The organism is Duganella sp. SG902 (genome assembly GCF_013376005.1).
Taxonomy (GTDB): Bacteria; Pseudomonadota; Gammaproteobacteria; order Burkholderiales; family Burkholderiaceae_D; genus Rugamonas.
Genome location: NZ_JABMJK010000018.1, coordinates 20,941 through 35,720, shown reverse-complemented (window position 1 = coordinate 35,720; position 14,780 = coordinate 20,941). Strand labels below are relative to the sequence as shown.

General features: G+C 62.0%; 13 protein-coding genes. 10 read left to right on the top strand and 3 right to left on the bottom strand.

From position 1 onward, the window contains the following. The 3 genes from FHW83_RS26420 to FHW83_RS26410 are packed head-to-tail and all read left to right on the top strand — an operon-like array spanning window position 1 to window position 2,807. Window positions 1-555, top strand: coding sequence for a chemotaxis protein CheD (locus FHW83_RS26420; protein ID WP_176649347.1), 555 nt, complete (start codon window positions 1-3; stop codon window positions 553-555). Beyond that, complete coding sequence (locus tag FHW83_RS26415) at window positions 548-2,059, top strand: chemotaxis protein CheW (RefSeq protein WP_176649346.1); 1,512 nt, start codon at window positions 548-550, stop codon at window positions 2,057-2,059. The genes FHW83_RS26420 and FHW83_RS26415 overlap by 8 nt, the downstream gene beginning before the upstream one ends. Before the next feature lie 46 nt (window positions 2,060-2,105). Then, window positions 2,106-2,807 carry a DUF4197 domain-containing protein gene (locus tag FHW83_RS26410; protein ID WP_176649345.1) on the top strand — a complete coding sequence of 234 codons (702 nt, stop codon included), beginning with the start codon at window positions 2,106-2,108 and terminating at the stop codon, window positions 2,805-2,807. 2 nt (window positions 2,808-2,809) lie between these two features. On the opposite strand, the gene FHW83_RS26405 is transcribed toward FHW83_RS26410, so the two are convergent. Both FHW83_RS26405 and FHW83_RS26400 read right to left on the bottom strand, forming a co-directional pair. Continuing rightward, window positions 2,810-3,289: a hypothetical protein gene (locus FHW83_RS26405; RefSeq protein WP_176649344.1), complete on the bottom strand. Its 480-nt coding sequence runs from the start codon at window positions 3,287-3,289 to the stop codon at window positions 2,810-2,812. Window positions 3,290-3,376: 87 nt separating this feature from the next. Continuing rightward, complete coding sequence (locus FHW83_RS26400; RefSeq protein ID WP_176649343.1) at window positions 3,377-5,023, bottom strand: 3-(methylthio)propionyl-CoA ligase; 1,647 nt, start codon at window positions 5,021-5,023, stop codon at window positions 3,377-3,379. On the opposite strand from FHW83_RS26400, the gene FHW83_RS26395 reads away from it, so the two are divergent. The 7 genes from FHW83_RS26395 to FHW83_RS26365 all read left to right on the top strand — a co-directional run bounded on the left by FHW83_RS26395 (window position 5,022) and on the right by FHW83_RS26365 (window position 10,422). Then, window positions 5,022-6,611, top strand: a complete 1,590-nt coding sequence (locus FHW83_RS26395; RefSeq protein ID WP_176649342.1) for a protein adenylyltransferase SelO — start codon at window positions 5,022-5,024, stop codon at window positions 6,609-6,611. The two genes, FHW83_RS26400 and FHW83_RS26395, sit on opposite strands and share 2 nt — an antisense overlap. Window positions 6,612-6,625: 14 nt before the next feature. Beyond that, the gene (gene msrB / locus FHW83_RS26390; protein WP_176649341.1) at window positions 6,626-7,024 is read left to right on the top strand and encodes a peptide-methionine (R)-S-oxide reductase MsrB; all 399 of its coding nucleotides are present in this window, start codon (window positions 6,626-6,628) and stop codon (window positions 7,022-7,024) included. A 9-nt stretch (window positions 7,025-7,033) separates the two neighbouring features. After that, a complete protein-coding gene (locus tag FHW83_RS26385; protein WP_176649340.1) occupies window positions 7,034-7,663 on the top strand; it encodes a septation protein A in 630 nt (209 codons plus the stop codon). Next, on the top strand, window positions 7,660-7,941 hold the full coding sequence (locus FHW83_RS26380; RefSeq protein ID WP_176649339.1) for a BolA family transcriptional regulator: 282 nt from the start codon (window positions 7,660-7,662) through the stop codon (window positions 7,939-7,941). Before FHW83_RS26385 ends, FHW83_RS26380 begins: the two co-directional genes overlap by 4 nt. Before the next feature lie 89 nt (window positions 7,942-8,030). Continuing rightward, window positions 8,031-8,807 carry a peptidyl-prolyl cis-trans isomerase gene (locus FHW83_RS26375; RefSeq protein ID WP_176649338.1) on the top strand — a complete coding sequence of 259 codons (777 nt, stop codon included), beginning with the start codon at window positions 8,031-8,033 and terminating at the stop codon, window positions 8,805-8,807. A gap of 92 nt (window positions 8,808-8,899) precedes the next feature. Beyond that, the gene (locus tag FHW83_RS26370) at window positions 8,900-9,679 is read left to right on the top strand and encodes a peptidylprolyl isomerase (protein ID WP_176649337.1); all 780 of its coding nucleotides are present in this window, start codon (window positions 8,900-8,902) and stop codon (window positions 9,677-9,679) included. 92 nt (window positions 9,680-9,771) lie between these two features. Next, window positions 9,772-10,422, top strand: a complete 651-nt coding sequence (locus FHW83_RS26365; protein WP_176649336.1) for a DNA alkylation repair protein — start codon at window positions 9,772-9,774, stop codon at window positions 10,420-10,422. Between the two features lie 103 nt (window positions 10,423-10,525). Here FHW83_RS26365 and purL read toward each other — a convergent pair whose 3' ends face one another. Beyond that, window positions 10,526-14,575: a phosphoribosylformylglycinamidine synthase gene (purL, locus tag FHW83_RS26360; RefSeq protein WP_176649335.1), complete on the bottom strand. Its 4,050-nt coding sequence runs from the start codon at window positions 14,573-14,575 to the stop codon at window positions 10,526-10,528. Window positions 14,576-14,780 lie beyond the last annotated feature (205 nt).

Genomic DNA, 14,780 nt, shown 5'->3' with positions numbered 1-14,780 from the left:
ATGCACCCCACTTTACTCTCCCCCTTCATCCAAGCCGCGCTGCCATGGGGCGACAGCGACCAGGACGAGTTCGCCAACGCGCCGCTGCAGGTGGCCATGGGCCAGCTCAAGATCGGCAACCACAGCGGCCAATTGCAAGCCCTGCTGGGTTCCTGCGTCGGCATAGGCTTCATCTGGAAGAAACAGCGCCGCTGCGCGCTGGCGCACTGCCTGCTGCCGGAGTGCGGGCAATCCAACGGCGAACTCGGGGCGCGCTACGTCAGCCAGGCGGTGCCGTCGATGCTGCAGTTGATCGGCGCCAGCGAGGCCGATCACGGCGAGATCGAAGTGGTGCTCGCCGGCGGCGCCACCATGCTGAGCGGCTGCTCCAGCCGGCTGCAGATCGGCCAGCAGAACGCGGAGGCCGCCCGCAAGTATTTGCGCCAGTACGGCCTGAACATCAGCTACTGCCGGGTGGGCGGCAAGTCCGGGCGCACCCTGAGCATCGATTGCGCCAGCTACGAATACACCGTGCAGGAACTCGTTACCCCAAGCCCCGGAGTCGCCCATGCCTGATGCGTCCGCCGTCCCGAACACCGAGTTGTTTGGCTCCTTCGTGCTGGGCAACGATGAGTTCGCCCTGCCCGCCAGCTGCTTCCGCGAGGTGGTGAATTATCCGGACAAGGTGTCGGCGCTGCCGCTGTCGCCCAAGTTCCTGGAGGGCGTGTTCACCTTGCGCGGCAGCGTGATCCCGGTGGTCAACCTGGGCCGGGTGTTCAATCCCGAGGCGCGCGCGGCGCGGCCGACCGACAAGATCGCCATCCTGGATTACCAGGGCGTGCTGGTCGGCATCCTGTTCGACGCCACCGGCGAGATCTTGCGCGTGCGGCCGGAGCAGCGCAGCACGCTGACCTATCCCGACGGCGAAAAGCGCGGCGTGGTGGCCGGCACCATCCTGCTCGATCACGGCGCGCGGCTGGTGCAGGTGCTCGATCCGGACGCGCTGGTGCACATCGAGAACGTGCCGCAGGTGCTGGCGCTGCAATCGGCGGACCGGCAGGCGCGCCGCCATCACGGCGAGCGGCGCCAGTGCGTCAGCTTCCGCGTCGGCGCCTCCTCGTTCGCGTTCGAGATGGCGGCGATCCAGGAAATCATCCGCGTGCCGGAACTGCAGGCCTCGGTGCTGAACAGCGCGCTGTGCCTGGGCCGCATCAATTTCCGCGGCAATCCGGTGGCGGTGGTGGATTTCGCCACACTGCTAAACGCGGCGCCCGGCGAGCGCGTCGACCACCCCGAGCAGCGCATCATCGTCGCCCGCATCGACGACGCCACCATCGGCTTCCTGGTCGACTCGGTTGACAACATCGTCCATTTCTACAGCGAGGACATCATGCCGATTCCCATGCTGAGCAAGGCGCGCGCCGGCATGTTCGGCGGCTGCCTGTCCAAGCCGGGGCTGGGCGACATCTTCTTCCTCGATCACCAGCAGATCTTTTCCAGCACCGAAATCAAGGAGATGCGCAACGGCCACGCCAACCTCTATCCCAAGGATGAGGCCCAGGCGGCGCAAAACCAGCAGCGCGACGTGCGGCGTGGCCAGCGCAAGGTCTACATCACCTTCGCGCTGGAAAATTCGTACGCGGTGGAGATCAAGCAGGTGCGCGAGATTATCGACCTGAGCGTGGGCGAGATCACCCGGCCGCCCGGCCTGCCCGCCTTCATGCGCGGCATGCTGAACCTGCGCAAGCAGATGGTGACGGTGATCGATCTGCGCGGCCTGTACCAGATGCCGCCGCTGGCGGACACCTCGCAATCCAAGATCCTGGTGGTGGAGCGCGGCGACGAATGCTACGGCCTGCTGGTGGACGCGGTGGAAAACATCATGACCATCAACGACAACCGCCGCTTCGCCGCCCCCAAGATGATGCGCAACCCGGACGCCCATGGCGATCCGCGCGCGGAAATGGATGAAGTGATCGACATCGAGGGTGAAGGCGACGCGCACCGCACGCTGAGCGTATTCCAGTGCGAGCGCCTGCTGGAACGGCTGGGCAAGGAGATTCCGGCGCTGGCGGCGTGAGCGGCGCCGCGGTACAGTAGCGCATTGCTTACCTGGAGATTTCCCCATGCCCGTACCCCCGTCCGTATCCCGCCGCGCGCTCGCCCTGCTTCCGCTGACCTTGTTCGCCGCCAGCGCCTGGGCGCTGTCGCTGGCCGACCTCAGCAACAAGGACGCGTCCGGCGGCCTGAAGGCGGCGCTGGAGACCGGCTCCAACGCCGCCGTCGCCAAACTGGGCGCCGAGGGCGGCTTCCTCAACAACGACAAGGTGCGCATTCCGCTGCCCAAGATCCTGGAGCAAGCCCGTCCCATCCTGAAAATGACCGGCAAGGGCCAGCAACTGGACGACCTGGTGGTGCAGATGAACCACGCGGCCGAAGCCGCCGTGCCGATGGCCAAGCCGCTGCTGCTGGACGCCGTCAAGTCCATGACCATCAGCGACGCCAAGAACATCCTCACCGGCGGCGACACCTCGGTCACCGATTTCTTCCGCGGCAAAACCCAGAGCAAGCTGGCGGTGCAATTCCTGCCGGTGGTAAAAAAAGTCACCGACAAGTCGGGCCTGGCCACCAAGTACAACACCGCCATGAGCCTGGCGCCTCAGTTGGGTGTGCTGGCCAAGGACCAGGCCACGGTGGAAGGCTACGTCACCCAGCGCGCGCTGGACGGCCTGTACACCATGATCGCCGAGGAAGAAAAAGCCATCCGCGCCGATCCGCTCGGCACCGGCAGCAAGCTGATCGGCAAAGTGTTCGGCGCCATCAAATAAGGCTAATCGCGCGGCGGACGGGCTTTCTTGTCTTGCGCCGGCTGGAGCCGATCGCGGGCTTCCATTTCCTGGAGCAGCCGCCTGGCGTCAGCTTGCGTGGCGGCGACCTCCTTGCTCAACCGGCGGATCTCGGCTTGGCTCGCCGCTACCTCTTTGGCTGATTGAATGATCCCGGCTTGGGCTATCACGACCTCTTTGCCAGTTTGAATGATCCCGGCTTGGGCCGCCGCAATATCCTTGCCCGACTGAAAAGCAGCCAGCATATTGGAAAAGACCGTCGCATTGATCGCGCCCACCGCGAGCACTGACGCGATGGCGGTGACAATCATCGTGCTCTTGAGATTTTTGATATCCGCGCGCATTTCACTCTGGGACTGAATCAAACCGGCGATCGCGGTTTCAATGGCCGTAATCCGGGCATCCATCCGGGTTTCGACGGTCTTCAGCCTGGCGTTCAGGAGGTCTGTGGTTACGGTGGTCATGACAGCAATCGTACGATTGTCGCGCGGTGCGCGCAACGCGCACGATTGCCTGGCTTGACCGAGGTCAAGCCATTGCTCATTTCCGGACTAAACTGTAGGCAATTGATAGTCCCGATACTGCTCGCGCAGCTTGTTTTTCTGGATTTTGCCAGTCCCGCCGACGGGCAAGGCGTCGGCGAACACCACGTCATCCGGCAGCCACCACTTTGCCACCTTGCCGTCGAAATGCGCCAACAATTCCTCGCGCGTGACCGCGCTGCCGGGACGGCGCACCACCACCAGCAGCGGCCGCTCGTCCCATTTCGGATGATGCACGCCAATGCACGCGGCCTGCATCACGCCCGGATGCGACATGGCGATGTTCTCGAGGTCGATGGTGCCGATCCACTCGCCGCCGGACTTGATGACGTCCTTGGCGCGATCGGTGATTTGCATGAAGCCGTCCGGATCGATGGTGGCCACATCGCCGGTCGGGAACCAGCCGTTATCCAGCACATCGCCGCCCTCGCCCTTGAAGTAGCTGGCGATAATCCACGGCCCCTTGACCAGCAGGCTGCCGGAGGTCTTGCCGTCCCACGGCAGTTCCTCGCCCAGTTCGTCGACGATTTTCATGTCGACGCCGTAGATCGCATGGCCCTGCTTCTGCAGGATCTTGCGTTGCTCCTCCTTCGGCAACTCCATGTGCCTGGACAGCAGGCCGCCGGTGGTGCCCAAGGGCGACATCTCCGTCATGCCCCAGCCGTGGATCACCTCGACGCCAAAATCGTCGATCAGCGTATTCATCATGGCCGACGGGCAAGCCGAGCCGCCGATCACGGTGCGGCGGAAGGTCGAGAACTTCAGCTTATTCTGCAGGCAGTGGTTGATCAAGCCCAGCCACACGGTCGGCACGCCGGCCGAGAAGGTCACGCGCTCCCGCTCCATCAGCTCGTAGACCGACTTGCCATCGAGCGCGGCGCCGGGAAACACCATCTTGGCGCCGGACAGCGGCACCGAGTATGGCAAGCCCCAGGCGTTGACGTGGAACATCGGCACCACCGGCATCACGGAATCGCGCGATGACACGTTCAGCACGTTCGGCAAGGCCGAGGCGTAGGCGTGCAAGACCGTCGAACGGTGCGAATACAGCGCGCCCTTGGGGTTGCCGGTGGTGCCGGATGTGTAACAGAGTGTCGCGGCGGCGTTCTCGTCGAACACCGGCCAGGCGTAGTCGGCCGGCTGCGCCGCCAGCAAATCCTCATAGCACAGAAGATTGGGAATCTTGGTTTCGGCTGGCATGCGGTCGGCTGCGCCAAGCAGAATCCAGCCCTTGACCGTCTTGCAGTGCGGCGCAATCGCCTCGATCAGCGGCAGGAAGCAGAAATCGAACAGCAGATACTGGTCTTCCGCATGATTGCAGATGTACGCCAGCTGCTCCGGATGCAGGCGCGGATTAATGGTATGCAGCACCGCGCCGCTGCCGGACACCGCGTAATACGCCTCCAGATGCCGATAGCCGTTCCAGGCCAGCGTGGCCACCCGCTCGCCCATGCCTACGCCCAGCGCCCGCAGCGCGTTGGCCAGCTGCCGGGCGCGCTGATGGCAATCATGGAAGGTGTAGCGGTGCAGATCGCCTTCCACTCGCTGAGAGACGATCTCGCTGTGGGCGTAATGGCGCGCCGCGAACGCCAGGATGCCGGAAATCAGCAGCGGCTGGTTCATCATCTGGCCCATCAGGGGAGCTGGGGATTGCATGGGTACCTCCGGTTGTTTTATAGGCAAAGTTTCGTGCCCGTCACGGAGTAGCGTCAATGCTTTTCGATGCTGCACCGCCGCATTCGCGTGCTGCGGTAAAATCCCAAGCTTAGCTAACCTGGAGCACATCATTACTGCCGCCAAACTGCCGCTGGACAATTCCTTCGCGTCGCTGCCGCCCGTGTTTTACACCCGCCTGATGCCAACACCGCTGCCCGCGCCCTACCTGGTCGCGACCAGCGCGCCGGCGGCGCAGCTGATCGGCTTGCCGGCCGACCTATCCGACAGCCTCGACATCCTGATCGGCAATGCCGTACCCGAGCGTGCGCAGCCGCTGGCGGCCGTGTATTCCGGCCACCAGTTCGGCGTGTGGGCCGGTCAGCTGGGCGACGGCCGCGCCATCCTGTTTGGCGACGTCGCCACCAGCGCAGGTCCGATGGAACTGCAATGGAAAGGCGCCGGCCTGACGCCCTACTCGCGCATGGGCGACGGCCGCGCCGTGCTGCGCTCCTCGATCCGCGAATTCCTGTGCTCGGAAGCCATGCACGCGCTCGGCATCCCTACCTCGCGCGCGCTGTCGGTGGCCGGTTCGGACCAGGGCGTGGTGCGCGAAACCGTCGAGACCTCGGCGGTGGTGGTGCGCATGGCGCCCTCCTTCGTGCGCTTCGGCTCGTTCGAGCACTGGTACTACCGCAAGCAGACCGACCAGTTGAAGGTGCTGGCCGACTACGTCATCGACCGTTTCTATCCGGATCTGCGCCAGGCCGGGAATCCTTACGCCGCGCTGCTGGAGGAGGTCACGCGCCGCACCGCGCACATGATCGCGCACTGGCAGGCGGTCGGCTTCATGCACGGCGTGATGAACACCGACAATATGTCCATCCTCGGCCTGACGCTGGATTACGGTCCATTCGGCTTCATGGAAGCGTTCGACGCCAACCACATCTGCAACCACACCGACCAGCAAGGCCGCTATTCCTACGCCAACCAGCCGCAGGTCGGCCACTGGAACTGCTACGCGCTGGCGCAGGCGCTGCTTCCGCTGATCGGCGAAGTCGAGCCGACCCAGGCCGCGCTGGACGTCTACCAGCCCGAATTCGCCGCCAAGATCGACGAACTGCTGCACGCCAAGCTGGGCCTGACCATGCTGGAAGACCAGTTCGACACCGACCGCGCGCTGTTCGACGACCTGTTCGCCATCCTGCCGGGCGTGGATTTCACGCTGTTCTTCCGCCGCCTGAGCGGCGTGCGCGCGGCCGACGCCAGCGGCGACGAAGCGCTGCGCGACCTGTTCATCGATCGCGCCGCCTTCGACGCCTGGGCCGAACGCTACCGCACGCGCCTACGTGCCGAAAACAGCGAGGACGCCCGGCGCACGGTTGCGATGAATCAAACCAACCCCAAATACGTGCTGCGAAACTATCTGGCCCAAGTGGCCATTGAAAAGGCGCAGAATAAGGACTTTTCCGAGGTGGAACGCCTGCTGGCGGTACTGCAGCGCCCCTTCGACGAACAGCCCGAGCACGAGCACTACGCCGCCTTGCCCCCGGACTGGGCATCCCATCTTGAAGTGAGTTGTTCTTCTTAAGCGAGAAATAAGCCATGAGCAATAAATTTGTCAAATCCGACGCCGAATGGCGCGCCCAACTGGACCCGATGGAATACCAAGTCACCCGCCACGCCGCCACCGAACGCGCTTTCACCGGCAAGTTCTGGGATCATCACGAGGCCGGCATCTACACTTGCGTCTGCTGCAACACGCCGCTGTTCCGTTCCGACACCAAATTCGACTCCGGCTGCGGCTGGCCGAGCTATTTCGAACCGATCGATCCGGCCAACGTGATCGAAAAAGTCGACCGTTCCCATGGTATGCTGCGCACGGAAACCATCTGCGCCGTGTGCGACGCGCACCTGGGCCATGTGTTCCCGGACGGCCCGCCGCCGACCGGCCTGCGTTACTGCATCAACTCCGCTTCCCTGCGCTTCGACCCACAAGACTAATAAGACATCATGAAATTCCTGTTCGACATGATCCCGGTGCTGCTGTTCTTCGCCTCCTACAAGGTGGCGGGCATCAACGCCGAGGCATCCCAGCACCTCATCAACACCTACCTGAGCGGCATGATTTCCGGCGGCTCGGTCACAGCGGAGCAGTCGCCGATCGTGATCGCCACCTTGGTCGGCATCCTGGCCACCATGGCGCAGATCGGCTGGATCAAGGCGCGCGGCCGCAAGGTCGATGGCGTGCTGTGGGTGTCGCTGGGCATGTTCGTGGTGTTTGGCGGCCTGACCATCTACCTGCACGACGAGGATTTCATCAAGTGGAAACTCAGCATCGTCTATTGGCTATTCGCCGTGGTGTTGCTGTTCAGCGACCTGCTGTTTAAAAAGAACCTGATGCGCCAGTCGATGAAGGAAATCATCGAATTGCCGGCGCAGACCTGGTCGCGCCTGAATATGGCCTGGATCGCGTTCTTTACCTTCATGGGCGCGCTGAACTGGTATCTGGCGTTTGTCCTGTTTAAAGGCAATACCAACGCCTGGGTCAACTTCAAGGCGTTTGGCGCCACCGCCATCATGTTTGTGTTTATCGTCGCGCAAACGATTTATTTGTCGCGCCACATGAAAGATCAGGCATGAACCAGATTCAAGATACCCGCATCGCCCGCATGCGTGCCGCCCTCGAGGCCAGGCTGGCGCCGGTGGAACTGCTCATCGACGACGACTCGGCGGCCCATGCCGGCCATGCCGGCGCGGCCTCTGGCGGCGGCCACTACAACGTCAGAATTGTTTCGTTACAATTCGAAGGCCTTAAACTCGTCACAAGACATCGACTCGTGTATGATTCTGTGCACGATATGATGCATAAAGAAATTCATGCATTGGCCATTACCGCCTTGGCTCCGTCCGAAGTGTGATGGCCGCTATCGGCTTTTAAAATAATTGAAGACAAAGACCTAGCCGTCCAAGCTAATTCGCTATAACTTTCCCCTGACAGGAATTAATAATGACTTTCAAGCCAGCCAAGTTGCTGATCGCACTCCTCGTTGTTGCTGTACCAGCTTTCGCACAAAACGTTGCCGTGGTTAATGGTAAGGCTATCCCGACCTCGCGCGTCGACGCGGTCGTCAAACAAGTCGTGGCCCAGGGCCAGCAGCCTGACTCGCCGCAGCTGCGCGAACTGATCAAGAAAGACCTGATCGGCCGCGAAGTCATGATGCAGGAAGCTGAAAAGCAAGGTTTTGGCAAAAACGCCGACGTCAAGGCAGCGCTGGAAAACGCCCGCCAGGCCATCATCATCAACGCCCTGGTCGCGGACTACGTGAAGAAAAACCCGGTGTCGGACGCCGACATCAAGGCTGAGTACGACCGTTTCGTGGCCCAGGCCGGCGACAAGGAATACCACGTGCGCCACATCCTGCTGGCCACCGAAGCTGAAGCCAACGACGTGATCGCCAAGATCAAGGGCGGCGCCAAGTTCGAAGACCTGGCCAAGCAGTCGAAAGACACCGGCTCGGCGGCCAACGGCGGCGACCTGGACTGGGCCTCGCCTTCGTCCTTCCCGCCAGTGTTCTCGCAAGCCTTCGTAGCCCTGCAAAAAGGCCAGGTGACCGAGAAGCCAGTGCAAACCCCGAACGGTTTCCACGTCATCAAGGTCGACGACATCCGTCAGGCCAAGCTGCCTACCCTGGAAGAAGTGAAGCCGCAAGTGGCCGAAGCCCTGACCCAGAAAAAACTGCAAGCCTACCAGGAAGAACTGGTAAAGAAAGCAAAAGTGCAGTAATGTTATGAAAGGCGGCGCCCTGCGGGGCGCCGTTTTTGATTCTGCGTTGGTATCATGCACCTTCAGAGTGTAATTTTTTAAGGATTTAAATAATGATGTTGAAGCCAGCCCGCCTGATGTTAGCCCTGATCGCTGTCGCGGCAGCCCCCGCTTTCGCGCAGAACGTTGCGACCGTCAATGGCAAGGCAATTCCCGCCGCCAAGGTTGATCAAATGGTGAAACAAGTTGTGGCGCAAGGCCAGCAGCCAGATTCGCCGCAATTGCGTGAAGCCGTAAAAAAAGAACTGATCGGCCGTGAAGTTCTGCTGCAGGAAGCGGATAAACAAGGCTACGGTAAAAAGCCGGAAGTCAATGCCGCGATTGAGAATGCCCGTCAAAGCATTATTATCAACGCCATGCTGGCTGATTATGTGAAAAAGAATCCGGTAAAAGACGCCGAGATTCAAGCCGAATACGACAAATACAAAGCCGCTGTCGGCCCGACCGAATATCACTCGCGTCATATTCTGGTGGCAACCGAGCAGGAAGCCAAGGATATTATCGCCAAGCTGAAAGGCGGCGCCAAATTCGAAGATCTGGCCAAGGTATCGAAAGATCCAGGTTCGGGCGCGAATGGTGGCGACCTGGGCTGGATGACGCCAGCCAAACTGGTAAAACCATTCTCGGACGCGATGATCGCCCTGAAAAATGGCGAAATCACCCAGACCCCGGTCAAGTCGGAATTCGGCTATCACGTGATTAAACTGGAAGAATCGCGTCCAACCAAATTCCCTTCGTTCGACGAAGTGAAAGCGCAGGTTGCCGAAGGTCTGCAACAGCGCAAGATCGTGGCCTACCGCGAAGAGCTGCTGAAGAAAGCCAAGATCCAGTAAGCTGGGTCCTCCGCAACAAAGCGTCTGCATGCAGGCGCTTTTTTTACGCCCTTCATAAACTCAAAGCTGGCTTGAACAAGCCAGGAACTGGCATGAAATCTGACTTCCTAACCGATATAGCGATCGCCCTCGCCTCTGAAGCCAACGCCGAACGCGCCCCGGCCATGCGCGCCTATATGCGCGACCAGTTCGACTTCATGGGCGTCGGCACACCAGAACGTCGTGGCGCCTGCCGCGCCCTGCTGAAGTCCCTGAAGGGTGAGCCATTGCTGGAATACGCCCGTGCCTTATGGGAATTGCCGCAACGCGAATATCAATACGTGGCGCTGGATATGCTGGCCATGCATTGGAAGCAGTTAAATAGCGAAGATATTCCCGCGCTATTGGAATTAGTACAGGATAAATCCTGGTGGGACACAGTGGATGCGCTGGCAGGAATTATTGGCGATGTCTTACGCCACCGGCACGATTATATGGACGACGCACTACGCCATAATAATTTCTGGATGCGCCGTATTGCGTTATTACATCAATTAGGCTGGCGCGATAAAACTGACGAAAAGCGTTTATTCGATTATTCGCTGGCGCTGGCGCATGAAAAAGAATTCTTCATTCAAAAAGCCATCGGCTGGGCGTTAAGAGATTATGCGCGCCACGCGCCGCAGGCCGTACGCTTATTTACCCAAAAACAAAAAGAGCGGCTCGCGCCGCTCTCCTTCCGTGAGGCAAATAAACACCTCTGAACTCCGGGGTCAGGTCCTCCATTTCTACACGGCCTCTGCCGTAGCGCGCGCTACGGCAGAGGCCGTGTAGAAATGGAGGACCTGACCCCGGATTGGGGGTTAATTACCCAATGAATTTACGGGCATTACGGAACATACGCATCCACGGCGATTCCTCGCCCCACGATTCCGGCGCCCAGGAATGCTGGACGGTGCGGAATACGCGCTCGGCGTGCGGCATCATGACGGTGAAGCGGCCGTCCGCCGTGGTCACCGAGGTCAGGCCTTGCGGCGAACCGTTCGGGTTGTACGGGTAGGCTTCGGTCGCCTCGCCACGGTTGTCGACGAAGCGCATCGCCGCCACAGCTTCGGTGATGTTGCCGGTCTGCGAGAAGTCGGCGTAGCCTTCGCCGTGGGCGATGGCGATCGGCGTTTGGGTGCCGGCCATGCCCTGGAAGAAGATCGACGGCGAATCCAGCACTTCCACCATGGCGAAACGGGCTTCGAATTTCTCCGACTTGTTGGTAGTGAATTTCGGCCATGCGTGCGCGCCCGGAATCAACGGTTTCAGGTTGCTCATCATCTGGCAGCCGTTGCAGACGCCCAAACCGAAGGTGTCGCCACGGGCGAAGAACTTGGCAAACTGATCAGACAACGCGTTGTTGAACAGAATCGTCTTGGCCCAGCCCTCGCCCGCGCCCAGCACGTCGCCGTACGAGAAGCCACCCACGGCGATGATGCCCTGGAAGTCGTCCAGCTTGGCGCGGCCCGAGATCAGGTCGCTCATGTGGACGTCGATCGCGGCAAAGCCGGCCTGATGCATCACGTAAGCAGTCTCGATGTGCGAGTTGACGCCCTGCTCGCGCAGGATGGCGACGCGCGGACGCACGCCGGTCGCCAGGAATGGCGCGGCCACGTTCTCGCTCAGGTCGAAGGTGACTTTTGGCGTGATGCCTGGGTCTTGCTCGTCCAGCAAACGATCGTATTCGGCATCGGCACAGGCCGGATTGTCGCGCAGGCGGGCGATGCGCCAGCTGGTCTCACTCCACAGACGGTGCAGTTCAACACGCGGCTTGCTGTAGATGATCTTGGCGTCGCGCGTGAATTCGATCACGCCACGGTCGTTCAGCTTACCGATGATGTGGCTGCAAGCGCCCAGGTTGAACGAACGCAGCACGTCCATCACCGCCGATTTCTCGTCGGCGCGCACCTGGATCACGGCGCCCAGCTCTTCCGAGAACAGAGCGCGCAGAGTCTGCTCGTTGCGGCGCTCGGCCACTTGCGTCGCCCAGTTCTTGGCGTCGCCCTGGTCGGCGCCATGGCCCTCTTCCAGGGTCAGGATGTCGAGGTTGATCGACAGGCCGGCGCGGCCGGCGAAGGCCATCTCGGTCAGCGTGCCGTACAGGCCGCCGTCCGAGCGGTCGTGGTAAGCCAGCAGCTTGCCGTCCGCGTTCAGTTGCTGGATGGCGGCGAAGAAGGCTTTCACGTCTTCCGGATTGTCAACGTCCGGCACCGAATTGCCCAGCTGGCCCATCACTTGCGCCAGCGCCGAGGCGCCCAGGCGGTTCTTGCCGCGGCCCAGGTCGATCAGGATGATGGAGGTGTCGCCCACGTCGGTACGCAGTTGCGGGGTCAGCGACTTGCGCACGTCGTACACCGGCGCGAACGAGGACACAATCAGCGACACCGGCGAAATCACGGCCTTGGCCTGATCGCCATCTTTCCAGGTGGTGCGCATCGACAGCGAATCCTTGCCGACCGGGATGGAGATGCCCAGCGCCGGGCACAATTCCATGCCCACCGCCTTGACGGTGTCGTACAGCGCGGCGTCCTGGCCCGGCTGACCGCAAGCGGCCATCCAGTTGGCCGACAGCTTGATGTCTTCGATCGAGCGGATCGGCGCGGCGGCGATGTTCAGCACCGCCTCGGCCACGGCCATGCGGCCGGAAGCGGCGGCGTCGATCACGGCCAGCGGCGTGCGTTCGCCCATGGCCATGGCCTCGCCCTTGTAGCCTTCGAAGCTCATGGCGGTCACGGCGCAGTCGGCCACCGGCACCTGCCATGGGCCGACCATCTGGTCGCGCACCGACATGCCGCCCACGGTGCGGTCGCCAATGGTGATCAGGAAGGACTTGTCGCCCACGGTCGGCAGCAGCAGCACGCGCTTGGCGGCCTCTTCCAGATCCATGCCGGTCAGGTCGATGGCCGGGAAATCGTTTTGCACGTGATGCACGTCGCGCTGCATTTTTGGCGGTTTGCCCAGCAGCACTTCCATCGGCATGTCGACCGGGTTGTTGCCCAGATCCGGGTCGACCAGCTTCAACTGACGCTCCTCGGTGGCCACGCCGACCACGGCAAACAGGCTGCGCTCGCGCTCGCAGATCGACTTGAACAGTTCCAGATCGCTCGGCGCAATCGCCAGCACGTAGCGTTCCTGCGATTCGTTGGACCAGATTTCCTTCGGCGCCATGCCGCTCTCTTCCAGCGGAATCTTGCGCAGATCAAAAATCGCGCCGCGCTTGGCGTCGTTGGTGATTTCCGGGAAGGCGTTCGACAGACCACCCGCGCCGACGTCGTGGATCGAGATGATCGGGTTCTTCGGACCGAGCTGCCAGCAGGCGTTGATCACCTCCTGCGCGCGGCGTTCCATTTCCGGGTTGCCGCGCTGGACCGAGTCGAAGTCCAGGTCGGCGGTGTTGGTGCCGGTCGCCATCGACGACGCGGCCGAGCCGCCCATGCCGATGCGCATGCCTGGGCCGCCCAGCTGCACCAGCAGGCTGCCGACCGGGATGTCGTTCTTGTGGGTGTGCTGCGACGAGATGTTGCCGATGCCGCCGGCAATCATGATCGGCTTGTGGTAGCCGAACACGGTGTCGTGCGCGCCGGCGAACTGCTTGCCGATGTTCTGTTCGTAGGTACGGAAGTAACCGCCCAGCACCGGACGGCCGAATTCATTGCTGAAGGCGGCGCCGCCCAGCGGGCCGTCGATCATGATCTGCAGCGGCGAGGCGATGCGCTCCGGCTTGCCGTAAGGCGTGCCGCTGTCGCGGTAGTCGGCCACCGGCGCGGTGACGACCGCGTCGCTTTCCCACGGACGCACGGCGCCTGGCAGCAGCAGGTTGGAGACGGTGAAGCCGGTCAGGCCCGCCTTCGGCTTGGCGCCGCGGCCGGTGGCGCCTTCATCGCGGATCTCGCCGCCGGCGCCGGTCGAGGCGCCCGGGAATGGCGAGATCGCGGTCGGGTGATTGTGCGTCTCCACCTTCATCAGCGTGTGGGTCAGCTCGGTGGTCGGCGCGTATTCGTTGCTGCCGGCCTGCGGGAAGAAGCGCATCACTTCCGCGCCTTCCATGATCGACGAGTTGTCGCTGTACGCCACCACGGTGCCTTTCGGCTGCAGTTGGTGGGTGTTCTTGATCATGCCGAACAGCGATTTGGGCTGCGCCACGCCGTCGATGGTCCAGTCGGCGTTGAAGATCTTGTGGCGGCAGTGCTCGGAGTTGGCCTGCGCGAACATCATCAGTTCGACGTCGGTCGGATTGCGGCCGGCCTTGGTGAAGGCGGCGTCCAGGTATTCCACTTCATCTTCCGACATGGCCAGGCCGAGGTCGGTGTTGGCCTTGTCCAGCGCGGCCTTGCCGCTGCCGATCACGTCCACGGTTTCCAGCGGACGGGCTTCCAGTTCGCGGAACAGGCCGGCCGCGTCGTCGGCCGAGCGCAGCACCGATTCGGTCATGCGGTCGTGCAGCAGCGCCACCACGGCTTGCAGTTCCTCGTCGCTCAGCTTCTTGGCCGCGCCCAACGAGGTGCCCAGGATGCCGGTCTTCAGGTTGATGCGATACGCCACGCCGCGCTCGACGCGCTTGATGTGCGCCATGCCGCAGTTATGAACGATGTCGGTGGCTTTCGAGGCCCATGGCGAAATCGTGCCGAAGCGCGGGATGACGAAGAATTCCTCGGCATGGCCTTCGGTGTTGTCGGCGTGGGCCGGCTCGCCGTAGGTCAGCAGGCCTTGCAGGCGGCTGGTGTCGTCGGCCGACAGCGGCGCGGCGGCGTCAACAAAGTGGACATAGCGCGCCTGGACGGCGGCGACGGACGGCAGCACAGCTTGCAATTGATTCAACAGGCGTTGGCTACGGAATGCGGACAGGGCGTTAGAGCCCGGCAGAATCAGCATGGTTGGAAGATAGTTGATGCAGCTAGGCTGCGGTTTAAAGGGAGATGGGGCACGAGATACTTGTAATGCAGAATTTCCTTTGCGCGCATTATACCCCTGTCGGCCCCTCCCCCGCCACCCGCCGCCCCGGCAAATTTCGTCGCTGGGCGGCATAGGAACGTGCCACTGATGCAACATTTCAGGGCAAAAGAGGCAAAAAAACGGC